General features: G+C 60.0%; 19 protein-coding genes and 1 pseudogene. 4 read left to right on the top strand and 16 right to left on the bottom strand.

Annotated elements, in window-relative coordinates:
- Window positions 1-17: 17 nt before the first annotated feature.
- The gene (locus ACLBKR_RS22770; RefSeq protein ID WP_113467575.1) at window positions 18-1,544 is read right to left on the bottom strand and encodes an ABC transporter substrate-binding protein; all 1,527 of its coding nucleotides are present in this window, start codon (window positions 1,542-1,544) and stop codon (window positions 18-20) included.
- Between the two features lie 253 nt (window positions 1,545-1,797).
- On the opposite strand from ACLBKR_RS22770, the gene ACLBKR_RS22765 reads away from it, so the two are divergent.
- On the top strand, window positions 1,798-3,024 hold the full coding sequence (locus tag ACLBKR_RS22765) for a M24 family metallopeptidase (RefSeq protein ID WP_112827873.1): 1,227 nt from the start codon (window positions 1,798-1,800) through the stop codon (window positions 3,022-3,024).
- 152 nt (window positions 3,025-3,176) lie between these two features.
- Here the strand turns inward: ACLBKR_RS22765 and ACLBKR_RS22760 are convergent, their stop codons facing one another.
- The 11 genes and pseudogenes from ACLBKR_RS22760 to ytfQ all read right to left on the bottom strand — a co-directional run bounded on the left by ACLBKR_RS22760 (window position 3,177) and on the right by ytfQ (window position 13,587).
- Window positions 3,177-4,256, bottom strand: coding sequence for a GH25 family lysozyme (locus ACLBKR_RS22760; RefSeq protein WP_112827874.1), 1,080 nt, complete (start codon window positions 4,254-4,256; stop codon window positions 3,177-3,179).
- A 358-nt stretch (window positions 4,257-4,614) separates the two neighbouring features.
- Window positions 4,615-5,148 (bottom strand): DUF992 domain-containing protein, encoded by a 534-nt coding sequence (locus tag ACLBKR_RS22755; protein ID WP_414902275.1) that lies wholly within the window; start codon window positions 5,146-5,148, stop codon window positions 4,615-4,617.
- A gap of 304 nt (window positions 5,149-5,452) precedes the next feature.
- Window positions 5,453-6,135 (bottom strand): annotated as a pseudogene (locus ACLBKR_RS22750) (IS6 family transposase); the annotation flags it as partial.
- Window positions 6,136-6,274: 139 nt separating this feature from the next.
- Window positions 6,275-6,535 carry a cell division topological specificity factor MinE gene (gene minE / locus ACLBKR_RS22745; protein ID WP_112827876.1) on the bottom strand — a complete coding sequence of 87 codons (261 nt, stop codon included), beginning with the start codon at window positions 6,533-6,535 and terminating at the stop codon, window positions 6,275-6,277.
- Window positions 6,532-7,347 carry a septum site-determining protein MinD gene (minD, locus tag ACLBKR_RS22740; protein ID WP_112827877.1) on the bottom strand — a complete coding sequence of 272 codons (816 nt, stop codon included), beginning with the start codon at window positions 7,345-7,347 and terminating at the stop codon, window positions 6,532-6,534. The genes minE and minD overlap by 4 nt, the downstream gene beginning before the upstream one ends.
- Window positions 7,348-7,377: 30 nt before the next feature.
- Window positions 7,378-8,130 carry a septum site-determining protein MinC gene (minC, locus tag ACLBKR_RS22735; RefSeq protein WP_113337976.1) on the bottom strand — a complete coding sequence of 251 codons (753 nt, stop codon included), beginning with the start codon at window positions 8,128-8,130 and terminating at the stop codon, window positions 7,378-7,380.
- A 124-nt stretch (window positions 8,131-8,254) separates the two neighbouring features.
- Entirely contained in the window at window positions 8,255-9,019 is a 765-nt protein-coding gene (locus ACLBKR_RS22730) for a FadR/GntR family transcriptional regulator (protein WP_113448164.1), read from the bottom strand.
- Window positions 9,012-9,998 (bottom strand): galactofuranose ABC transporter, permease protein YjfF, encoded by a 987-nt coding sequence (gene yjfF, locus ACLBKR_RS22725; protein WP_113337974.1) that lies wholly within the window; start codon window positions 9,996-9,998, stop codon window positions 9,012-9,014. The genes ACLBKR_RS22730 and yjfF overlap by 8 nt, the downstream gene beginning before the upstream one ends.
- Window positions 9,995-11,002, bottom strand: a complete 1,008-nt coding sequence (locus ACLBKR_RS22720) for an ABC transporter permease (protein WP_112827881.1) — start codon at window positions 11,000-11,002, stop codon at window positions 9,995-9,997. The genes yjfF and ACLBKR_RS22720 overlap by 4 nt, the downstream gene beginning before the upstream one ends.
- On the bottom strand, window positions 10,999-12,528 hold the full coding sequence (locus ACLBKR_RS22715) for a sugar ABC transporter ATP-binding protein (protein ID WP_414902270.1): 1,530 nt from the start codon (window positions 12,526-12,528) through the stop codon (window positions 10,999-11,001). The genes ACLBKR_RS22720 and ACLBKR_RS22715 overlap by 4 nt, the downstream gene beginning before the upstream one ends.
- A gap of 96 nt (window positions 12,529-12,624) precedes the next feature.
- Window positions 12,625-13,587, bottom strand: coding sequence for a galactofuranose ABC transporter, galactofuranose-binding protein YtfQ (gene ytfQ / locus ACLBKR_RS22710; RefSeq protein ID WP_112827883.1), 963 nt, complete (start codon window positions 13,585-13,587; stop codon window positions 12,625-12,627).
- Between the two features lie 419 nt (window positions 13,588-14,006).
- On the opposite strand from ytfQ, the gene ACLBKR_RS22705 reads away from it, so the two are divergent.
- On the top strand, window positions 14,007-15,203 hold the full coding sequence (locus ACLBKR_RS22705) for an AI-2E family transporter (RefSeq protein WP_414902299.1): 1,197 nt from the start codon (window positions 14,007-14,009) through the stop codon (window positions 15,201-15,203).
- A 13-nt stretch (window positions 15,204-15,216) separates the two neighbouring features.
- Here ACLBKR_RS22705 and ACLBKR_RS22700 read toward each other — a convergent pair whose 3' ends face one another.
- Window positions 15,217-15,702 carry an Lrp/AsnC family transcriptional regulator gene (locus ACLBKR_RS22700; protein WP_113448163.1) on the bottom strand — a complete coding sequence of 162 codons (486 nt, stop codon included), beginning with the start codon at window positions 15,700-15,702 and terminating at the stop codon, window positions 15,217-15,219.
- A gap of 126 nt (window positions 15,703-15,828) precedes the next feature.
- On the opposite strand from ACLBKR_RS22700, the gene alr reads away from it, so the two are divergent.
- Together alr and ACLBKR_RS22690 are read left to right on the top strand one after the other, a co-directional pair.
- The gene (alr, locus tag ACLBKR_RS22695; protein WP_113448162.1) at window positions 15,829-16,962 is read left to right on the top strand and encodes an alanine racemase; all 1,134 of its coding nucleotides are present in this window, start codon (window positions 15,829-15,831) and stop codon (window positions 16,960-16,962) included.
- A 27-nt stretch (window positions 16,963-16,989) separates the two neighbouring features.
- Window positions 16,990-18,240, top strand: coding sequence for a D-amino acid dehydrogenase (locus ACLBKR_RS22690; RefSeq protein ID WP_113448161.1), 1,251 nt, complete (start codon window positions 16,990-16,992; stop codon window positions 18,238-18,240).
- 3 nt (window positions 18,241-18,243) lie between these two features.
- Here ACLBKR_RS22690 and ACLBKR_RS22685 read toward each other — a convergent pair whose 3' ends face one another.
- The 3 genes from ACLBKR_RS22685 to ACLBKR_RS22675 are packed head-to-tail and all read right to left on the bottom strand — an operon-like array spanning window position 18,244 to window position 22,133.
- Entirely contained in the window at window positions 18,244-18,708 is a 465-nt protein-coding gene (locus ACLBKR_RS22685) for a PTS sugar transporter subunit IIA (protein WP_162757814.1), read from the bottom strand.
- A gap of 30 nt (window positions 18,709-18,738) precedes the next feature.
- Window positions 18,739-19,431 (bottom strand): response regulator transcription factor, encoded by a 693-nt coding sequence (locus ACLBKR_RS22680; protein ID WP_113448159.1) that lies wholly within the window; start codon window positions 19,429-19,431, stop codon window positions 18,739-18,741.
- Entirely contained in the window at window positions 19,428-22,133 is a 2,706-nt protein-coding gene (locus ACLBKR_RS22675; RefSeq protein ID WP_113485989.1) for a sensor histidine kinase, read from the bottom strand. The genes ACLBKR_RS22680 and ACLBKR_RS22675 overlap by 4 nt, the downstream gene beginning before the upstream one ends.

The following is a 22,133-nucleotide window of genomic DNA, read 5'->3' as shown; positions in this document are numbered from 1 at the left end:
GCGGCTTGAACAGTTTGCTATTCGGCGGCCTTCTGGATGCCGTAAGCGAAAAACTGCGAGTTGAGGCCGTTCACCGGATAGCCGGTTACTGTCTTCTTCGAAACCACGATCTGCGGATAGAGATAGAGCCAATTGCTGGCGGCATCCTCGGCGATCACCGTGTTGGCTTCCTTGAGCTTCGCGGTCTGCTCGTCCGTGGTAACGCTCGCTTCGGCTTCCTTGATCAGGTCGACGACCTTCGGGTTATTGTAGCCCCAGTAGAAGTCCGGATTGCCGTAGAAGACGATATCGCGGTGGTTCACATGCTCCTGCAAGGTCGCCTGGAAATCGTGAGCCTTGTAGACCTTGGTGTACCATTCGTTGGCCGTGATGACGTTGATGTTCACCTTCACGCCGACCTTGGCAAGTTCGGTTTGCAGGAACTGCGCGACGATGGGATGCGGATCGTAGTTCGGCGTGTCGAGCGTGAAGGTGAAGCCATCAGGATAACCGGCTTCCGCCAGCAGCGCCTTGGCGCTGCCCACGTCATAGGCGTCGACATTGGTGAGGTCGACATACCAAGGGTCGGTCGGCGGCACGAAGGAGCCGATGACCATGCCATAATCACCCCAGATGGCGTTGAGGAGCTTCTTCTTGTCGACGGCGCGGGCCAGAGCCTTGCGCACCTTGACGTTGTCGAAGGGCTTCACCCGGTCGTTATAGGCGAGCAGCAGCTTGGTGGTGGACTGGCCCTCGGCCACCGTGAAATCCGGATTGTCCTTGAACTGGGCAAGAGAATCCGGGCTCTGGACGGAGGTGACGATATCGACCGAACCGGTCAGCAGCGCATTGTTGAGCGCGGTCGCCTCGGTGAAATACTGGTAGACGACTTCGCCATTGCTCGGCTTCGTACCCCAATAGCCATCGAAACGCTGGAGCGAGATGGAGGAACCGCGACGCCATTCCTCGAGCTTGTAGGGACCCGTGCCGTCTTCAGAAGACTGCAGGTCCTTGGCGGCGTCATTGACCACCCAGACATAGCTCAGATTGTAGGGCAGCGAGATCGAGCGGGCAGAGAGCTTCACGACGACCGTCTGGTCGTCGGGCGTCTCGACAGCGCTGATGGTCTTGAGGCTGTTCTTGCGCGAGCTCTTGGATTCGGCCGCCGTGACGCGCTCGATCGAGAACTTGACGTCCTTTGCCGTAAGAGGCTCGCCGGAATGGAAGGTAACACCCGGCTGCAGGGTGAAGGTATAGGTCAGACCGTCATCGCTGACCTTGAAGTCCTTAGCCAGAACCGGCTCGACAGCACCTGCATCGCTCAGACGGAAAAGAGCTTCGTAGACATTGCCGTTGAAGGCTTCGTTGATGCCCTGCCCCGCGCCCGCGGTGTTGTCGAGGTTCTGCGGCTCGTAGAGAGAACCGATGTTGACGGTCGCATCGGCATCGAAGTCCGCAGCCGCAAGCGGCGTTGCGAACGAAAGGGCGACGAGTGCGGCCGCAGCCGTCGTCGCGCGCCATTCGGACAGGAAACCCTGCCTGTTTTTATTGGCAAAACCGCTCATGGATGTGCTCCTCGTATCGTCAGTGTTTTTGGTCGTTGATCTCGATTGGTGTTATATCCTACCAGACTTGTGGGGTATTGGATCCTTCGCCTGATTTGTCGTTGCGGAGGAAAATGCTCACAGGCAATTCCACCGCATGAAGAGAATTATTTTCCACTCCGATGAAGAGCTATCGCGACACTCACGAAGTTCAAGTACGCCATCGACAATGCATCCCACACAAGAAGCATCGGAAAACTGAAAGGCTGAGGACATGAGCGACCTGGACCGAGTTCGCGCGGAAAGTTTGATGGGAGCAGCCGGCATCGATGCCCTCGTCTTTTTCCAGCCGGAGGCTTTCCGCTATGCGATAGGCGCTCATGCCGGCGTGGCGACGATGTGGGGGCGGGCAGGTTCCGCGATCGCTGTCGTTCCGTCTGATACCACCGCCTCGCTGGCCGCCGTCATCAGCGATCATGCCGCCGCCGGCATGGCGAGGCTGTACCAATCCGTGGATATCCGCACGCACCGCATATGGATCGACGGCGTCGCCCTGACCGGACAGGAAACCATCGCCGATATCGACGCAGCCTATCGCCATATGGAAAACACCGGTCCGCGACCGGAGACCTTCGATCAGGAAGCATGCTTCCGTCTGCTCGCCGACATTCTCACCGAGCGCGGACTGGACAAGGCAGTGCTGGGGGCCGATTTCTCCTTCCTCCCTGCCGCAGACTTCGAAAGGCTGAAGAAGGCCCTCCCCCATGTCACATGGAAAGACGCCTCGGACATTCTGCTGAGGTTGAGGGTGATCAAAAATCCACGTGAAATCGGGCGCCTGCGCCGAGCCGCGCGCGCTGCCGAAGCCGGCCTGCGGTCGCTGGCATCGGCGGTGAGGCCTGGCACCTCTTTGCGTTTGCTGGCATCCGCATGGCTTGAGGGCGCACAAGACGAGGCCACAACCGGAGGTTTCGGGCTCTCAGGACATTGGGACTACATCTCAGTGGGTCCCGACCTCACGAACGCCGGCGCCACGGTAAAACCAGGCTTCCTCATAAAGGCGGATGTCGGAACACTGGTCGAGGGTTATTCCTCCGACGGCGCGCGGACGTTCGTGCTCGGACAACCGGATGCCCTCGCCACGGATCTTCATGCCATCCTGCATGAGGCCTTTCTCGCCGGTCTCGAACAGATCCGTCCCGGCCGCCGTTTCGGGGACGTTCACGCCGCGATGCTCGCCCGGTTCAGGAAGAACGGCCTCACGGAATATTATCGCGGACATTTCGGCCATTCGGTCGGCGGCAATGCCGGCATCGAGGAATGGCCTTTCTTTTCGAACGGCAATGACGAGTTGATCGAACAGAACATGGTCGTCGCGCTTGAAACGCCGTTCTATGCACAGGGTTTCGGCGCGCTGATGATTGAGGATCAGTTTCTGGTGACGGAAACCGGCACCGAATGCATGAACAACCTGCCGCGCGAGCTGATCCGAATAACCTGAAGGCTATGACACGATAGCTATCAGCGGAATGAGGAGGTTGAAAAGCCGACGAAGGCAGCCTTTTCACATCGCTCCTATCATGACGCCCCCCCGATAGCATGGCAACGGTGTCGCGGGGGCTTGCCACCGGTACTAGCGGGAGGCGATCCGGGTCAGGCCCCGCCACGCGCCGTCCAGTTATGCCATTGCTCCTCGCTGCCATAGAAGGCGTTGAGGTCGATCTTGCCGCTGACGCCCTGTGACAGGCCCGAACCGGAATACTGCCAGAACAGCCACTTGCGACCGGGATAGACCTTGGAAGGATGCGCGGCTACCGAACGCAGCCAGAAGGGATATTCCAGGAAATGTCCCTCGAGATGGTCGTCGTAAAAGTCGGGCGCTGTATAGATGACCGGCCGCTTGCCATAGTGACGTTCCAGCATGTCCATAAAGACCTGCATCTTCTCACGCACCTTGGTCGATGAGAGACGTCGCTTGCAGCTCGATTCGGCATTGTACTCCACGTCAATCACCGGCGGCAGGGCGTCAGGATCGCGCGGCACGTTGCGGATGAACCATTCAGCCTGCTCACCCGCGGTGCGGCACCAATAGAAGAAGTGGTAGGCACCGCGCTTCAGTCCGGCGTCCTTCGCGCGCTTCCAGTTCTTCCGGAACATCGGATCGAGATGATCTCCGCCGTCCGTGGCCTTGATGTAGGCGAAATTGGCGCCCTGCGTGCGCAGCTTTTCCCAATCGATATCACCCTGCCAGCGGGAAACGTCGACACCATGCACTGCGTGTTTCTTCGGTGAGGCCTTGCCGAAGTTGATCGGTTTGGCATCCCGGAAGCGGTGACCGTAGATCCGAGACCGGCCCTGCGGGGCCTGCTCGAGCTGAGGAGCGGATGGAACCAGCATCGCCACCGGTTTTTCGACCGGAACTGGCATACCCGCGGAAAGCGTCGCCGGCTGAAGGGCTCTCGGTTCCGGCACTGTACCGGCCCATGCCAGGACTGGAGAAGGCGGAATTTGCGGCTGGGCGGTGGCGACCTGCTGCTGCGGCACGACCAGCGCGCTGACCTGCCCTACCGGCTGCACGGCCGGGACAGGAGGCGGAGCCGGAGCCGCGCTGACAGCGCTCGTAATGTCCTGGGAAGGCGCGATGTTCAATGCCTCCTCGGGACCTGACGTCGATCTGCACCCGGCAACGACAAGGCACCCAAACACGATCGAGGACAGGGTAGAAAGACGCATGGCACCGATACTCTATACATGCGGCGGGCGGTATCATGCCGCCCGGCCGGGACCACTGACTGGAATTGCTAACAGAGTTTTACCGGCAAAAGTTAAATGCAATCTTTACCGATCGCGGCAAAGCCGGAGCGGATGCTCGGCAGCGAACACAAAACCGTGAAGCTGCGAGGGTCGAAGTGGATTTTTGCGAGGGAAGAGGCTGGTCTGGCGGCCAGTTTCGGCCCGGCGCCTCATCGGCAAGCTGGACAAACGGATTGTCGGTTTGCGGGGGCTGCCGGACGACAAGGCCGGCGGACGATGAGCTGAAAAAGAAGCCCCGCCATATCGGGTGGAAAATGGCGGGGCATGGATCGATGGATCAGCTTTCCGGCGTCAGGGTCACCGAGGTGCCGGTCGCAGCCAGGTTCAGACCAAGCTGTCCGGTCACACTGATTGTCTGCAAATGGATGGAGCCGGAGGTGCCGCCGACCAGCACATTGGCGCCAACGCCTGCACCCACTGTGGCTTCTGCACTGGCGCCCTGATAAAGGCCGCCGAGCGAACCATGATGATAGCCGGCAGTGGGAGCGAAGACGGCCCATACCAGCCGGCTGCGGGTCGTAAAGCCGACGTCTACGCCCATCTTACGGACGACACCGGTATAGCGGTCGAGCGGCTCGCTGCCGATTGCGGACGTGAAAACGCAATCGGCCTCCTTGGCGGAACCGAGCATATAGCCGACGCCGCCACCGATCGAGCAATCGAGATAGCCGATCCGGACGCCACCGCGGCTATCCTGTTGCTTGAAATCCGGAATCGGTTCCTGACGGGAGATGGCATCGGCCGAAAAGGCCGCTCCGGCGCCCGCCAGAACCGGCAGGGCGGCGAGCGCCACGGCAAGAATCTTCTTCATCCCTGTACTCCTTCAAAGCTGTTGCGACCGCTTAGGGGGAAATCATGCGGCCGACGGGACAGAATTACTTTTGGTCAACGCATATGGCGAAAGAATGGTCCGTTTCCCAACTCCAGGATCGTGTCCGAATGTCGAGAGCAAGCCTTTCGCAAGGAAATCGAAAAACTGCGAAGGCACACCTCGGGCCTGTCGCAAACACTCCAGCAGGTTGAGACTTCCCTTGAGCGGCTGCATCTTCAGACTCTATTAACTTCTGAAGTTCGAAGAGGCGCGCGAGCAGATCGTTCTGATTATTGACGGTTCAATCGCCGGTGAAGCCGAAGCCCTTCTTCAGCCACGGCATCGCTTCGAAACCCGCGATCGTTCGACATGCCATCTGGCAGGATTGGAAGCCCCCGATTTTGGGCATGTTTTTCTTCACCCGGAAATGGTCGCCCTCGACACCTTGCTGAAGATGCTTGGTAAAATAGTGAACCGGGCCAAGGCGCAGGAGGCCATCGTCGACGACCGTCTTGATCGTTGAAGGAAAGGTATTGGCCCCATCAGGGCCGATCTTTTCCGGCGAGAGCAGCGGCTCACCTTGAGCATCTTACGAAAGAAGCGCTTGACCGCATCAAGGTCGCGCTTTGCGGTCAAAGCGAGATCGATCGGGTTTCCGTGCTTGTCTATCGCGCAGTACAGGTAGCACCACGTGCCCCGGCTTTTGACGTAGGTCTCGTCGATCCCGACTGAACCACAATGCGGTGGGCGAAACTGGCGCTGTCGCTTCTCGATGACAAGTGCATAGGCGAGGACCCGACGATTGATGGTGCTGTGGTCGACCTCGAAGCCACGCTCCAGCACCATTTCTTCCAGGTCTCGGCAACTGAGCGGATAGCGGAGATATCAGGTCACCGCCTGCACGATCAGCCAGGCTTCGAAATGACGCCTTTTGAAATCATCCTTAGACCAGCGCTTCAGCCTCTCGGCAATGGCATTCAGAACCATCGGCACGCTCCACTCCTTTGGAAGCGGAGTTTCCACCGTCGAGGTCAACCGCGCGTTGACCAAGAAAATTGGCGACAGGCCCCGTTCAGGCCGCTGGGCGCTCAGCGGCCTGAATGGAAGAAACGGCTTGATTGGACGCTCAAGCTGCCTGCATGGTCGCTTCGAGCGGGATTTCGACGTCGATCTCCAGGATCGAATAGTGCTCATCGCGGTCCATCTTCACCTGCACGCGGTCGCTGTCGAGTTCCACATGCCTCGCAATGACCGCGAGGATTTCCTCGCGCAGCGTTGCAACGAGATCCGAACCTGCCGAAGCGCGTTCATGGGCTAGCAGGACCTGCAGGCGCTCCCGCGCCATCGGAGCAGACCTCTGCCGGTTGAAAAGCCGGAAAATACTCATGCTGCCCTCCGGGCGAAGATCTTACCGAAGATCCCACGCTTTTCTCCTGGAACGGTGATCGGCAGGGTTTCGCCGGCAAGACGCCGTGCGGCGTCGAAATAGGCCATGGCCGGCGCGCTGCGGACATCGGCGAGCGTGACCGGCGCACCGATATTGGAGGCACGCAGCACATCCATGCTTTCCGGGATAATGCCGAGCAGCGGAATGGAGAGGATTTCCAGGACATCATCCACCTTCAGCATGTCGCCACGCTCGGCGCGGGCGGGGTCGTAACGGGTCAACAGCAAGTGCTTTTCCATGCGCTCCCCGCGTTCGGCCTTGAGGGTCTTGGCGTCCAGAAGACCGATGATGCGATCGCTGTCGCGAACCGAGGAGACTTCGGGATTGGTCACAACGACGGCCACGTCGGCATGCCGCATGGCAAGCGTCGCACCGCGCTCGATCCCGGCCGGGCTGTCGCAGATGATCCAGTCGAAATAGCGCCGCAGTTCGTTGATGACCCACTCGACACCCTCGGGCGTCAGGTTGTCCTTGTCGCGCGTCTGGGAGGCCGGCAGCAGGAACAGCGTTTCGAGCCGCTTGTCGCGGATCAGAGCCTGCTGCAGCTTGGCATCGCCCTGGATCACGTTGACCAAATCGTAAACCACGCGGCGTTCGGCGCCCATGACGAGGTCGAGGTTGCGCAGGCCGACATCGAAGTCCACGACTGCGACCTTTTCATTCCGCTGCGCCAGGGCCGCGCCGAGTGCGGCAGTCGTGGTCGTCTTGCCGACCCCGCCCTTGCCTGAAGTGACGACGATTACCTTCCCCATTTTGCTCTCCTGTTTTCGGCCGGCATCGGCTCAGATAACTTTTGCTGCCATGATCGAATCGTTTTCGAGCCACAGCTGTACAGGTTGTCCGCGAAGCGCGGCGGGCAGGTCCTCGGCCATCTTGTAGATGCCGTCGATGGCGACCAGCTCCGCTTCAAGCTTGCGACAGAAAATTCGTGCTTCGGCGTTTCCGAGCGACCCCGCCATGGCGCGGCCGCGCAACGCGCCGTAGATATGAACCGATCCGCCGGCTATGACCTCGGCGCCCGAGGCGACCGATCCGATGATGGTCACATCGCCCTCCGGGAAGATCACCGATTGTCCCGAGCGCACCGGCTCGCGGATGACCAGCGACTGCAACACCGGGCGCACCTCCGGCACCGGCGCGGGCGCGGCTTCAGAGGCGCTCGCCTGTTTCTTCTCTTCCTGCTCGGCTGACGGCTCGGAGGGTGCGATCTCGAAATCAGAGGCCGGGCGGCCACCCTTCAGCGCCGGCGGCATTCCCGGGCCGATGGCGGAGGGACGCGCACCTTCGATACCCATGATGGCGACATTGCGCGTGGCGAGTTCGGCAAGAAGATCCTTGATCTGCGCCTTGTCCAGAGACAACTCGCTGACGTCGAGAACGACGGGTCGGGACAGGAAGAACCCTGCCGAGCGTGCGGCAAGGTCGTCCAGCCTTTCCAGCCACTGGTCGAGTGGCAGGTCCGGCGACAATACGACCGCCAGGAAGGAGCGACCTTTTATTCGGATCGAGCGGGCGTCTGTTAGCACTTTGGTCATCTACGTAAACAAATCGTTGACCTTAAGTACCCTCGCCATGGTTAACAAATGGTTAATATCGGCATTCGCTTGTAAAGCTTTTCACGCCGCACGCGGCACGCGAGCCGAGCGGAAACCACTGAAATCAATGATCGTTCTGCAATATGCCGGCGGCGCTGCGAGCTTGGGATCCGGCAAGATCCGCCTCGATCGCCTGCAAGATGCTCGCCTCCGCCTCGGCGACATTTCCTGCCTCCACGGCCTGCACGAGATTGCGCCGCCTGTTGATCGCGGTTTCGTAAAAAACGCTGTTATCGCGGCTGTCGCCCAGGGGCATCGCGGCCGCAAGCGTGAATTCGGTGACACCCAGCGCCGCCCTCAGCATGGGGTTCTGCGAGGTATCCGCGAGGATGCGATGAAGTTCCAGGGTGGCAAGGGCGAAGGAATCGGCCATGCCGCGGGACACGCTCATCTGCTGGAGCCAGTAATAGAGCATGCGGATGTGATCGGCGGTGCGCAACTTTGCAGCAAGGCGCACCGTTTCGAGTTCCAGCAGGCGGCGGACATCGAAGAGATAACCGACAAATTGCGGATCGAGCCCCGCCTCGAAATGCCAGAGCAGCACCTGCTGGTCAAAGAGTTGCCATCGGCTTTTCGGCGAGACCCGCGTTCCGACCTTCGGCCGTGCCTCAACCAGCCCTTTGGCCTCGAGCGTCTTCAGCGCCTCGCGCAACACTGTTCGGGAGACGCCGTAGGTGTCCATAAGCTCGGCATCCCTGGGCAGGATGGAGCCCACGGGAAAGCGGCCGGAAACAATGCCGGCCCCGATCTCATTGATGATGAACGAATGAAAATTGGGTGCAGCCGACCGCCCGGAACGCGAGCGGATCAGGCTACCGGGTTCACTCATGTTTCAATTTCCAAAAGCCTCTTGTTCGTACCGAGGAAGCCGAGAAGACCAGCCGCTGCAATACGATGAAGACGAATAGCAGTCCGCCGATGACGATCTTCGTCCACCAACTCGAAAGCGTACCGTCGAAGATGATGTAGGTCTGCACGAGCCCCTGCAGCATGACGCCGATGAAGGTTCCGAAGACGAAGCCGTACCCGCCGGTCAGCAGAGTGCCCCCGATGACCACGGCCCCGATCGCATCAAGCTCGACACCTACCGCCGCCAACGGATAACCGGCGGAGGTATATAGCGAAAAAACAATGCCTGCGAGACCCGATAAAGTCGCAGAGAGCGTATAGACGAGGATTGTCGTGCGCGCCACCGGAACGCCCATCAGCTGCGCCGACGTGGTGTTGCCCCCGAGCGCATAGACGTAGGAGCCGAAGCGCGTGCGGTGCGCAAGTAGTGCCCCGACGATAAAGACTGTAATCATCAGTCCGCCGATCAAGCTGATCCGCCCGCCCCCCGGAAGAAGGAAGTAAGTGGAGGAAACACTCGAATAGAACGCATGGGTGACCGGAATGGAATCCTGCGTGATGACCGAGGCCACGCCTCGAGCTAGAAACATCCCGGCGAGCGTGACGATAAAGGACGGCACCTGAAGATAGTGGATGGCAGTACCCATCGCCGCCCCGAACCCTGCGGAAAGCCCGAGCGCAACGGCAAAGGCGACGAGCGGGTGATAGCCATACCAAGACACCAGAACCGCGATCATGACCCCGGTGAAGCCGATCACCGCGCCGACCGAAAGATCGATGCCGCCGGAGAGGATCACGAAGGTCATGCCAACTGCCGCGATGCCGAGAAACGCATTGTCGGTCAGGAAGTTGCCGAGGACGCGCGTCGAGAACATTCCCGGATATTGCAGGACGCTTGCGGCATAGGCGAGCGCAAAGATGAGGGCGGTGGCCGCCAGGGGGCGAAGACTGCGGTTCATGAGGATTTTCCGGAAAGAAGGCGACGGTTGCGCCGGGCTTCAACGAGCCGCCCTGCGAGCGGAGACTGCATCAGCAGGATTAGGATGATGACGCCGGCCTTGACCACGAGATTGAACTCGGGCGGGAAGCCCGACACGAGAATGCCTGTATTCATCGCCTGGATGATGATCGCGCCGATCACCGACATGGCGATCGAGAAGCGCCCGCCGAGAAGCGACGTACCGCCGATCACCACGGCAAGGATCGCATCCAGTTCAAGCCAGAGACCGGCATTGTTGGCATCCGCCCCCCGGATATCCCCGGCAACGATGATGCCGGAGATAGCCGCGCAAAAGCCGGAGAATGTGTAGATCGCCAGCAACAGCAGCCGGCTGTGAATACCCGCCAGGCTGGCTGCAGTCCGGTTAACCCCGACGGCCTCGATGAAAAGACCGATCGCGGTGGAACGCACCGCCAAGACGCTGATGACCAGTAGGCAGGCGGCAATCGGCACGGGCATAGGAAGGCCGAAGAAGGAACCCGTGCCGATGAAGATCAGGACCGGGTCAGAGAAGGTGACGATGGACCCCTCTGTGATGAGCTGCGCGATGCCTCGCCCCGCAACCATCAGCACCAGCGTCGCGACGATCGGCTGAATCTCAAGGAAGGTAACGAGAATGCCATTCCACAGTCCGCAGGCAAGGCCGGCGGCGAGTGCGGCCGGCACTGCAATATAGCCTGGATAACCCGCCGTCACCATGGTCGCGGCAACCGCGCCAGAGATGGCCATCACCGCGCCGACGGAAAGATCCACGCCCTTGGTCGCGATGACCGCAGTCATGCCGATGGCGAGGATTGCCACGGGCACGCCACGGTTCAGCACGTCGATCAGGCTGCCGAAGAGGCGTCCGTCCTGCCAGGTTACATCGAAGAATCCCGGAAACAGCAGCCAGTTGATGAACAACACACCAAGCAGGGCGATGGTTTGCGGATTGATAGCCCGCGTCAGCCGGCCTGCGATCATGCTGTCTCTCCTTCGGGCTGGGCGGCGATCGCCTGGACGATGACTGACGGCGTTATCTGGTCGCCATGCAGCTCCGCTACCATCTCGCGGTCGCGCATGACCACGACACGGGACGAATAGGCGACGATTTCATCGAGTTCGGAAGAAATCACCATCAGGGCCAGACCGTCTTCACGCAGGCGATTGATGGTCCGGACGATTTCTGCATGGGCGCCGACATCGATGCCGCGCGTCGGCTCATCAAGGATGAGGAAGTCCGGATCCGTCGCCAGCCAGCGGGCGAGGATCACCTTCTGCTGGTTTCCACCGGACAGAAGCTTGACCGGCATATCGTGAGAGGCGGCGCGAATATCGAGTTCCTCGGCGAACCTGCCGGCGATCTCCATCTGTTCGTCGCGGTTGAGCGCACGAAACCAACCCAGCTTGCCCTGCAGCGCGATGACAATGTTTTCCCGCACCGAGAGATCCCCGAGAATGCCCTCCGCCTTGCGGTCCTCCGGGCAGAAGCCGAAGCCATGCGCGATGGCCTGCACCGGGTTCTTCAGATCGATACGCTTCTTGCCAATGCGGATTTCCCCGCTGTCGGACGGATCGACACCGAACATGACACGCGCCATTTCGGTGCGCCCGGATCCGAGCAGTCCCGCCACGCCGACCACCTCCCCTTTGTGGATACGCACCGAGAAGGGCTTCACCTTGCCGGTCTTGCCGCAATTGTCGAATTCGACCATGGCAGGTCCGGCCTCTCGCTCCTCGATGCCGGTCACGGCAGGAACGAAACTGACATCCTTGCCCAGCATCATGCGGACGACATCCGTGCGGGTCAGACCGGCAAGCGGGCGGGTGCCAATGAGCCGGCCGTTGCGCAGGATCGTCACTCGGTCGGAAATCGCAAAGACCTGATCCAGAAAATGGGTGATGAAAACGATCGCAAGACCCTCGGCCTTCAGTGCGGCGATCACTTCGAACAGCCTGTCGACCTCATGCCGGTCGAGGCTTGCCGTAGGTTCATCGAGCACCAGCACCTTGCCGGAAAGCTCCACGGCCCGGCAGATGGCGACGATCTGCTGCACGGCGACCGAATAGCTGCCGAGCTCAGCTTCGACATCGATATCGAGACCATAACGCGCAAGGAGCGCACGGGCATTGCGCGCAATCAGGGACTTGCGCACGAAGCCGAAGCGCGTCGGCTGATGACCGAGATAGAGGTTTTCCGCGACGGAGCGGTTCGGCAGAAGATTGACTTCCTGGTAGACGGTTCCGATGCCATGGGACTGGGCATCGAGCGGATCACGGAACTGTACCGCCCTGCCATCGAGCACGACTTCGCCGGCATCCGGCTGATAGGCTCCGGTCAGGATCTTGATCAACGTGGACTTGCCGGCGCCGTTTTCCCCCAGAAGGGCATGCACCTCACCCGGTCGCAAACCGAAGTTTACGTCGTTCAATGCCCGGTTCTGGCCGAAAATCTTGCCGACACCACGCGCCTCCAGCACGAAATTCGTGTCCGGGCCATCTGTCTCCATAGTCTTCCCCACTCACTCCGCGACGATATTTCGCCGACCTCATCTGCAATGCAAGAGGCGCCGAGAAATCCCGGCGCCCCTGTGTGAGCAAGGAGATCAGTAACCGAGGCCCTTGCGAGCTTCGTATTCACCCTTGGGATTGTCGGCAGGCGTATAGAGCTTCGATTCGGTGATGATGAATTTCTCCGGTTCCTTGCCGTCCTTCAGATAAGCTTCCAGGGCATCGAAGGCGGGACCGGCCATGTTCGGCGTCAGTTCGACAGTGGCATTGGCTTCGCCGGCGGCCATGGCCGCGAAGATATCCGGGACGGCATCGATCGAAACGACGAGAATATCGGAACCGGGCTTGAGACCGGCATCCTTGATGGCCTGGATCGCGCCAACGGCCATGTCGTCGTTATGGGCGTAGACTGCGCAGATGCCCTTGCCGCCATTCTCGGCCTTGATAAATCCTTCCATCACTTCCTTGCCCTTCGAGCGGGTGAAGTCACCGGTCTGGCTACGAACGATCGAGATATTCTTGTGATCGGCAATGGCCTCCTCGAAGCCCTTCTTGCGGTTGATCGCCGGCGTGGAGCCGACGGTGCCCTGCAACTCGACGACCTTGCAGTCCTTGTCCTTCACAGTTTCCGTCAGCCAGCGTCCGGCAACACGACCCTCCTCGACCTGGTCGGAGGCGATCGACGTCAGGTAGAGGTCCTGCGGCGCATCGACCCCGCGGTCGAGCAGGATCACAGGGATCTTTGCGTCCTTGGCTTCCCCAAGCACCGCTTCCCAACCGGTCGCAACAACAGGTGCCACGAGGATCGCGTCGACGCCCTGAGCGATGAAACCGCGGATCGCCTTGATCTGATTTTCCTGCTTCTGCTGGGCATCGGCGAATTTGAGATCGATGCCGCGTTTTTCGGCCTCGGCCTTGGTGACGGACGTTTCGGCCGCACGCCAGCCGGACTCCGAACCGATTTGCGAGAAACCAACCGTCAGATCGGCTGCGAGCGCTGTCGTGGACAAAAGGATAGACACACCCGCGCCAAGCGCGAGTCTGGATAGAACAGACATGATTTCCTCCCCAAAATTACCGTACCCGCCCTCCGCAGGTTCGGCATGTCGCGACGCTAGCAATAGTACTATTATATGTAAATATAAACTCGCAGAAAGTGTATATGCAATGCACATACACTTTCTTTGATAACGACTCGCGAAATCGACCCGACCATAAGATAGTCTTCATGGTCAGCAGATAGAATTACCCAAAATGCCGGAAGAGCGCCTCTGACACGAGACAAGGCGCTCATTCCAACGGTCGGCCTCTCCCGGGCGAGGATTGCTTGCGAACTTCTAATCCAATCTGCCAACTGCTACTCAAGCAAGCCTCAAGCGCAGGCGGGCGAAGATTCACCGCATCTGAGAAACTGAAGAAAGCCTGTTGCGCCCCGAGTCCGGATAAGATCAACTGAAAGCGACACGCATACGTGACCATGCATAAAGGTGAAAAGGCCGTGAAACCGCCCAGCCCGTCCGATAACTCCCGCGAAGACCTGGCGTTTCTCGTGGGACCGCGATCGGCGGCGCGCTGGCTTATCGTTTTCGTGCTGCTGGCCGGCGTCTACTTTTTCCATGGCTTCGTCGTCCCCGTATTGGCGGCCCTCGTGATCGGCTTCGCAAGCTGGCCCCTTTACCGCCGCTTGCTGAAAAGCATTGGCGGCAATCGCACGCTCGGCGCCACGATCGCGATCGTTCTGGTGATATCCTTCATCGTCGTGCCCATTTCGGTCGCTGCATTCTATGCCGTTCAGGAAATCAAGATCTGGGCCGCATGGGCAGTCCAGGCCAACGCAACCGGGGCACCTGCGCCACAGTGGCTCGGCGGCATCCCGATCGTCGGAACATCCCTGCTGGAACAATGGGAGTTGCATCTCTCTCATCCGGGCGGTCTCGGCGAACTGGTGCAGATCACCAGCGGTGCGAACATCGGCAGCATCTACAGAGGGCTGCTGGTTTTTGGGACATCGGCCTTCCAGTGGTTCCTGACGCTTCTGTTCATGCTGATCACGCTCTTCTTCGTCTATCGCGACGGCAGATATCTCGCCGGACAACTCGACCGACTGGGCGAACGCATATTGCCTAATCGCTGGGAACGGGTGTCGCGGGTTGTTCCGATGACCATCAGTTCGACGGTAACGGGTATGACGATCATCGCGATCGGAGAAGGCGTCGTGCTCGGGATCGCCTATTGGCTGGCGGGTGTGCCGTCCGCCGTCACGCTCGGCCTCATAACGGGTGTCATGGCACTCATTCCAGGCGGCGCACCACTTAGTTTTACTCTGGTGTCGATCTATCTCGTCGCCAGCGGCTCGGTCGGTCCCGGCATCGCCCTTTTTGTCTGGGGCACGACGGAACTCTTCATCGTCGACAAGACGCTGCGCCCGCATCTCGTCGGCGGGCCAATCAAGCTTCCCTTCCTGCCAACGTTTTTCGGCCTGATCGGCGGTGTGAAGACCATGGGATTCCTCGGGCTTTTCGTCGGTCCCGTGCTGATGGCCCTGCTCGTCGCCATCCTTCGCGAATGGATCCGCGAAGTAGCCAACGAGCCTGCGTCCGTATCTCCGAAAATCGTCACATCGGCTCAAGGAGCCGATCACCCGAAGACAGCGCCAAAGGCCTCCTCGTCGTAAGGCGCTCCCCTCGCTATCGTGCCGGCGATTGTTTGCTGCGTGAAACCCTGGCGCGTGTCGCCAGGACGTCCCGGATCGAAAAGCTGGAATGGATTCGCAGGACACCCGGCATGGTGGAGAGAACCTCCTTGTGGATCCGTTCGAATTCGCCGGCGTTGGCCACTTCCACTTTCAGCAGGTAATCCGATCCCCCCGTCATCAGAAAGCATTCCTGGATTTCCGGATGCTTCCTCACCGCCGCCTCGAAGCGGTTGAGATAGTCCTCCGTCTGGCGCTCCAGCGTGATGTTGACGATTACCGCGATGGAATTCTCCATGTGGCCGCTGTCGACAATCGCTGTATATCCCCGGATGACGCCTGATTTCTCCAGAAGCTTGATCCGCCTCAGGCAGGCCGATGGAGACAGCCCGACCTCGGTCGCGAGAGCGGCATTCCTCATGCGGGCATCCAGCCTCAGCAGGCGCAGGATATTGCGGTCGATGGCGTCCAGAGCGCTCATGCAGTTTATTCCAACATTTCACAGATTATTTCACAATGAGTTATTTCACAGAACAATGAAGCGTAAATCAACGGGAAATTCTCCGATCGTTTCAATATCCTTGCCCGATAAAAAGAGGGGCAAGACGTGGATAACGGCATCCGGAACAATCGCATTCGGGAATGGACAAGCAATGAAGGCGCGTCCGGCTATCTCACCATCGATCTCGGCGCCATCCGGCGCAATTATGAGAAGCTTTCCGCAGCCGTTTCGCCGGCAAAGGCCGCGGCCGTGGTCAAGGCCGACTCCTATGGACTGGGCGCCACGAAAATTGCCCCGGTGCTTCTCTCCGCCGGCTGCCGCCATTTCTTTGTCGCCCACTTCTGCGAGGCGATCGAGATCAGTCCGCACCTGTCCGACGAAGCCCGTATCTTCGTTCTGAACGGTTTGCAGCCCGGAAACGAAACACCGGCCGCCGAAGCCGACATCATCCCGGTGCTGAACTCGATGGAACAATTGCGCCGCTGGTCTGCGACCGCACGCGCGATCCATCGGCGCCTGCCCGCCGTGCTGCAATTCGACACCGGAATGTCTCGGCTCGGCTTCCCGCCGGAAGAACGATCCTTCTTGGTCGAGGAACTGCGAAGCAACCAGGACCTCGACATCCTGTTCATCATGAGCCATCTGGCCTCGGCCGATGACGAGGACAGCCAGCAGAACGGCGACCAGCTCTCGGAGATGCGTCGGATAGCAGAAGAGTTTCCTGCATTCGGCGTCTGCTTTGCCAATTCCGGCGGCGTCTTCCTCAGCAACGAATATCACGGCGTGCTCGCCCGCCCCGGCATCGCCCTTTATGGCGGCACGCCGAACAACGGCGGAAGCAATCCGATGGAACCGGTCGTCAGCCTTGATGTGGCGGTGATCCAGACGCGAACCGTTCCTGCCGGCGCCCGTGTCGGCTATGGCGCAACTTTTGTCACGAAGACCGAGACGCGGCTTGCGACGATTGCCGCCGGCTATGCCGACGGGCTGCCCCGCAGTCTCAGCGACAGCGGCGCCGTCTATTACAACGGCGTGCGACTGCCTATCGTCGGCCGCGTATCCATGGACAGTATCACGATCGATGTCTCCGCCCTGCCGGCAGGCACGCTCTCCCTCGGCAGTCTGGTCGAAGTCATCGGCCCGAACCAGACTCTGGAAATGCTTGCGGCAGATGCTGGAACCATCTCCTATGAGATACTGACCAGTCTCGGCCACCGTTACCGCCGCCAATACCGCTAACAATTCTCTCCTGTCATCGAGGCAATCATGAAAGTCATCGTTCTCGGCGCCGGCGTAGTCGGCGTGACATCCGCCTATCAACTCGCCAAAGCCGGACATGAGGTCGTCGTCATCGACCGCCAGCCCGGCCCCGCCCTGGAAACAAGCTTCGCCAATGCCGGCGAAGTATCGTTCGGCTATTGCTCGCCCTGGGCAGCGCCCGGAATTCCGCTGAAAGCCATGAAATGGCTGTTCATGGAACATGCGCCGCTCATTCTGCGCCCAAGGCTGGACACGGCCATGCTGTCCTGGATGTTCAGGATGCTGGCGAATTGCACCGCGGAACGCTATGCCATCAACAAGAGCCGCATGCTTCGTCTCGCCGATTACAGCAGAACATCGCTTGCCGCCGTACGCGAGGAAACCGGCCTCGCCTATGATGAGCGCATGCAGGGAACGCTGCAGCTTTTTCGTACCCCGGGACAACTTGATGCCTCGGCCAAGGACGTGAAGGCGCTCGCCGCCGATGGCATTCCCTACGAAGTCCTGGATCCTGAGGGATGTATCCGGGTCGAGCCGGCTCTCCGGCACGTCCGCGAAAAAATCGTCGGCGGCCTGCTGACACCGAAGGACGAAACCGGTGACTGCTTCAAGTTCACCAATGCGCTGGCCGAAAAGGTCGCAGCACTCGGCGTTCGCTTCCAGTACGGCACGAACATCAAGGGTCTAGACGTTGAAGGCGGCCGTGTGCGCGGCATTGTGACGGACGGAGCGCCGGTTCTTGGCGACGCTGTCGTCGTGGCGCTCGGCAGCTATTCGCCGCTACTGCTCAAGCAGGTCGGCATCAGCCTGCCGGTCTATCCGGTCAAGGGTTACTCCCTCACAATCCCAATCACGGATGCCAGCCGCGCTCCGGAATCGACCGTCATGGACGAAACCTACAAGATCGCCATCACCCGCCTCGGCGACCGCATCCGCGTCGGCGGCATGGCGGAAATTTCCGGCTATACCAACGATCTCGGGCTTGCCCGCCGCCGCACGCTCGAACATTCCGTCACCGATCTCTTCCCTGGCGGGGACGTATCGCAAGCGCTCTTCTGGTCGGGCCTTCGTCCGATGACACCGGACGGCACCCCGGTCATCGGCCCGACAAAGATCCAGGGTCTTTTCCTCAACACCGGTCACGGAACACTTGGCTGGACGATGAGTTGTGGCTCCGCCCGTGTGATCAGCGATCTGGTCAGCGGTCGAAAGGCCGAAATCGACGCCACCGACCTCGCGATCAGCCGCTACGCCTGACGGTCAAAGCGACGTCGACGGGAAATCCGGCGGACATAATTCGCGATATATGTCCGCCGGCGATATCGCCATGCGAACAGCCTGGGCAACCTTGTCCTCCCGCATTCTACGGGCAATGCAGGAAAGGATATTGAGGTGGCTAGGCCCGTTCTCTGGATTGAGAAGCACGAACACAAGATCGACGGGCAATTCGTCTACCGCCTCGAAATCGACCGCTTTTGCAAGACGGACAAACAGGCAGAAATGTTTCTCTATGCCCGTCACGCCAGCATGAGGTACCGCGATGCCGCCGCCGATCCCGGTGGAGCCCAGGCTTTCCCGAGCGATCAGCGGCCGGACGATTTCTTCGACACCGATTTTCAGCCTCTCGGCTGACAGTTCGGCAAGCTGTCTGATCAGACCGGCCTTTGTGGTTGCCTGCAGGCCAACCACGACATTATCCGCCGGAAGATAATCTCGGAGCTTCATGATTCTATCCATGTTCGAGAAAGAAAGGTCCTACTGGCTTTCGTGCAACCGATAACCGACCCCGGTTTCGGTGAGAATGTAACGGGGCTGGTCAGGTGTCTTTTCAATTTTCTGCCGAAGCTGGCGAACGTAGACACGCAGATATTGGACATCGGTCAGGCTATCCCAGACCTGTTCCAGAAGGAAGCGGTGGGTCAGCACCTTGCCGGCATGCTGCACCAGAATGCGCAGGATGTCGTATTCCTTGGGCGAGAGCTTCACTTCCTTGCCCGCCACCTTGACGATGCGCTTGACAAGATCAACCGAAAGCTCTCCCGTCTGGAAGATCGGTTTTTCTCCGTGGCTCTGCAGCCGATGGCGAAGAGCGACGCGAATCCGTGCGACAAGTTCGTTCATCCCGAACGGTTTGGTGACATAATCGTCGGCGCCTAGTTCCAGAGCCTTGACGATGCCGGCCTCGTCGGTGCGGCTCGACAGGATAACGATAGGCAGATCCAGTCCCTCGCCCCGCCATCTGGCCAGAAGATCGAGACCAGGAATGTCCGGCAGGCCAAGGTCTAGGATGATGAGGTTCGGCTTTTCCGTCTTCACCGCCTCGATGGCCACCTTGGCGTTCATCGCCTCGCTGATCGCGTAATCCTGTGTGGACAGACCGACCCGCAGCAGCTTTCTGATCGGTGGTTCGTCGTCGACGATGAGAATCCTGACAGCGGAATTGGTCATTCGCTTTCTCCCAGAACGGGCGGTTCGGCGGGCACCGGCATGCGGATGGTGAAGATGGCACCGGAACGGTCTGAGCGGTTGTCGGCGCGGATGGTCCCCCCCATGGCTTCCACGAAACCTCGACAAATCGCAAGTCCGAGCCCGGTGCCGGCGCGCACATGGTCACCTTTCCTGACGCGGTAGAAATTGTCGAAGACCCGTTCGATGTCCTCGGCCGGAATTCCCGGTCCCTCGTCCTTTACCGAAAGTAGGACCGCGCCACCGTCCTGCAAGCCCCGGATCTCGATCACCGTTTCATCCGGCGCATATTTCGCGGCATTGTCGATCAGGTTGAAAAGGACCTGCTCGAACAGAACCGCATCGACCTTCAGCATGGGGAGATCGGCTGGAATGCTGACGACAACCTTATGCCTGGAGCTGATCTTCGCGGCCCTGTTCAGCGCCGTCCCGACGATATCGCCGACGAAATGAAAGGCATAGTTCGGCTCCATGGCGCCCGACCCAATGCGCGTCATGTCCAACAGATTGGAAATGAAGCGGCTTAGCCGTTCGGATTCGTCAATGACAGTCGCAAGCATATCGGCACGCGCCTCCTCGGTCAGGCTGGCCCCGAAGTCCTTGAGCGTGCCGGCCGAGCCCATGATGGCGGCAAGCGGCGTCTTGAGATCATGCGAGATGGAGGTGAGAAGAGCAGTGCGCAGGCGGTCCGTTTCAGCGGCAAGCCGTGCCTTGTCGACATCGGAAACAAGCTGGATACGCTCAATCGCAAGCGCCGCCTGGTCAGCCAGTGCATCGAAGAGCCGTTGCTGTTCCGGCGTCAAAAGCGGCCCCTGCTTGTCGTTGTCGAGCCCGACGACGCCGATTGCCTCACGTCCGGTTCGTAGCGGCAGGTAAAGCCTCTTGGCGCCCGGAAGAGTGTCGGCTGCCCGACCGGCGGGACGATTATGCTCCCAGGCCCATTTTGCAGCGGCTATGTCTGCGTCAACGAGCGTATCGTCGGGCGGATATCCTGCTTTGACGGCGATGGTCCCCTTCTCCGGTAGGAGAATGACGACCCTTACCTTCAGCATCGAAGCGATTTGGAAGGCGGTCGCCCACAAAACGTCATCGAGTGTGCCCGTGCCCGCGAGCTTCTTCGAAAAGAGATAGAGGTCTTCGGTTGTTCTCGCCCTTTGACGCGCAGCGACCGCCTGCCGCTGGACGGCGGCAGCCAGGTTCGAGGCGACCAGCGCTACCCCAAGATAAAAAAACAGTGCAACAAGACTTTCCGCATCCCGCACGGTGAAGGTGTATCTGGGTTCCAGGAAAAAGAAATTGAAAGACAGCGCACCAATCACCGAGGCATAGAGCCCTGCTCCGAGGCCGCCGCGTATCGCAGCAGCCAGCACGGCCATCAGGAAGACCAGCGCAAGGTTCTGCACGGCAAGCGTCTGATCGAGCAGAACCCCGGCACCAATCGCAAGCGCGATAAAGATCGTGCTTTTAACATAGGGCTTGATACGGAACGGCTTCGGCTGCGACGCCTGCTTCACGCCGCGCCGCAGTTCGTTTTCCTTCGCGTCATTGGAAATAACATGGACGCTGATGTCGCCTGCATAGCGGATCAGATCGTATGTAACCGAGCCCTGCCACAGCTGTCTCCAGCGTGGCTTCGTCGGACGACCGACGACGATGTGGGTGAAATTGTTGGCATGGGCATAAGCGATGACCTCCCGTGAGACCCGAAGTCCCGGCAAGGTCACGGTCTCGGCGCCGAGCTGTTCGGCAAGCCGCATATTGGCCGCCAGACGATCCTTGTCCTCTTCCGACAGATTGATCGATTGCGGCGTTTCGAGATGCAGAGCTGCCCAGGGCGCACGCAGGCGATCCGCCTGCCGGCGGGCATATCGGACCAGGCTCGCGCCGTTGCGACTGTGATCGAGGCAGACGAGTATTCGTTCTCCCGCGGCCCAGGGACCGGAAATCGCATGCGCCTGCATGTGATTGAGAAGCTGTTCGTCCACCCGTTGTGCCGTGCGCCGCAGGGCAAGCTCGCGAAGGGCGGTCAGATTACCCGGAGAGAAATAGTTCTCCATCGCCCGGCGAGCCGTCGTCGGTAGATAAACCTTGCCGTCCTTCAGCCGCTTGATGAGGTCGTCGGGCGTGAGGTCGATGATTTCCACGTCATCGGCCCGGTCGATGATCGAATCCGGCACCGTCTCGCGCACGCGGATACGGGTGATCTGGGCAACGACGTCATTCAGGCTCTCGACATGCTGGATGTTCAGCGTCGAATAGACGTCGATGCCTTGCGAAAGGATCTCCTGCACATCCATGTAACGTTTGGGATGGCGGCTGCCGGCGGCATTCGTATGCGCCAGTTCATCGACGAGCACGAGTGTCGGACGCCGCGCGAGAATGGCGTCGATGTCCATTTCTTCGAGATACTGTCCGCGATAATCGATCCGCTTGCGCGGGATGATTTCAAACCCGTCGAGAAGTGCCTGAGTTTCCTTGCGACCGTGGGTCTCAACGACGCCGACCACCACATCGACGCCATCGACCTTCTGGGCGCGGCCGGACATCAGCATCTCATAGGTTTTGCCAACGCCGGGAGCAGCACCGAGGAAGATTTTCAACTTCCCGCGCGTCTCCCGCTCGGCGTGCTCCAGCAATGCATCCGGCGATGGCCTGCTCAGCATTTCGCGTGTGTCGTCCGGCAT

It is taken from the genome of Paenirhizobium cremeum, assembly GCF_047553425.1.
GTDB lineage: Bacteria > Pseudomonadota > Alphaproteobacteria > Rhizobiales > Rhizobiaceae > Allorhizobium > Allorhizobium cremeum.
Note: the sequence above shows the minus strand (reverse complement) of the source record. Positions and strands in the feature narration are given on the sequence as shown.

Excerpts from the sequence above, each read along its gene's own strand:
- ACLBKR_RS22770 (WP_113467575.1), bottom strand. The coding sequence starts at position 1,544 with ATGAGCGGTTTTGCCAATAAAAACAGGCAGGGTTTCCTGTCCGAATGG.
- ACLBKR_RS22765 (WP_112827873.1), top strand. The coding sequence starts at position 1,798 with ATGAGCGACCTGGACCGAGTTCGCGCGGAAAGTTTGATGGGAGCAGCC.
- ACLBKR_RS22760 (WP_112827874.1), bottom strand. The coding sequence starts at position 4,256 with ATGCGTCTTTCTACCCTGTCCTCGATCGTGTTTGGGTGCCTTGTCGTT.
- ACLBKR_RS22755 (WP_414902275.1), bottom strand. The coding sequence starts at position 5,148 with ATGAAGAAGATTCTTGCCGTGGCGCTCGCCGCCCTGCCGGTTCTGGCG.
- minE (WP_112827876.1), bottom strand. The coding sequence starts at position 6,535 with ATGAGTATTTTCCGGCTTTTCAACCGGCAGAGGTCTGCTCCGATGGCG.
- minD (WP_112827877.1), bottom strand. The coding sequence starts at position 7,347 with ATGGGGAAGGTAATCGTCGTCACTTCAGGCAAGGGCGGGGTCGGCAAG.
- minC (WP_113337976.1), bottom strand. The coding sequence starts at position 8,130 with ATGACCAAAGTGCTAACAGACGCCCGCTCGATCCGAATAAAAGGTCGC.
- ACLBKR_RS22730 (WP_113448164.1), bottom strand. The coding sequence starts at position 9,019 with ATGAGTGAACCCGGTAGCCTGATCCGCTCGCGTTCCGGGCGGTCGGCT.
- yjfF (WP_113337974.1), bottom strand. The coding sequence starts at position 9,998 with ATGAACCGCAGTCTTCGCCCCCTGGCGGCCACCGCCCTCATCTTTGCG.
- ACLBKR_RS22720 (WP_112827881.1), bottom strand. The coding sequence starts at position 11,002 with ATGATCGCAGGCCGGCTGACGCGGGCTATCAATCCGCAAACCATCGCC.
- ACLBKR_RS22715 (WP_414902270.1), bottom strand. The coding sequence starts at position 12,528 with ATGGAGACAGATGGCCCGGACACGAATTTCGTGCTGGAGGCGCGTGGT.
- ytfQ (WP_112827883.1), bottom strand. The coding sequence starts at position 13,587 with ATGTCTGTTCTATCCAGACTCGCGCTTGGCGCGGGTGTGTCTATCCTT.
- ACLBKR_RS22705 (WP_414902299.1), top strand. The coding sequence starts at position 14,007 with ATGCATAAAGGTGAAAAGGCCGTGAAACCGCCCAGCCCGTCCGATAAC.
- ACLBKR_RS22700 (WP_113448163.1), bottom strand. The coding sequence starts at position 15,702 with ATGAGCGCTCTGGACGCCATCGACCGCAATATCCTGCGCCTGCTGAGG.
- ACLBKR_RS22690 (WP_113448161.1), top strand. The coding sequence starts at position 16,990 with ATGAAAGTCATCGTTCTCGGCGCCGGCGTAGTCGGCGTGACATCCGCC.
- ACLBKR_RS22685 (WP_162757814.1), bottom strand. The coding sequence starts at position 18,708 with ATGAAGCTCCGAGATTATCTTCCGGCGGATAATGTCGTGGTTGGCCTG.
- ACLBKR_RS22680 (WP_113448159.1), bottom strand. The coding sequence starts at position 19,431 with ATGACCAATTCCGCTGTCAGGATTCTCATCGTCGACGACGAACCACCG.
- ACLBKR_RS22675 (WP_113485989.1), bottom strand. The coding sequence starts at position 22,133 with ATGCCGGACGACACACGCGAAATGCTGAGCAGGCCATCGCCGGATGCA.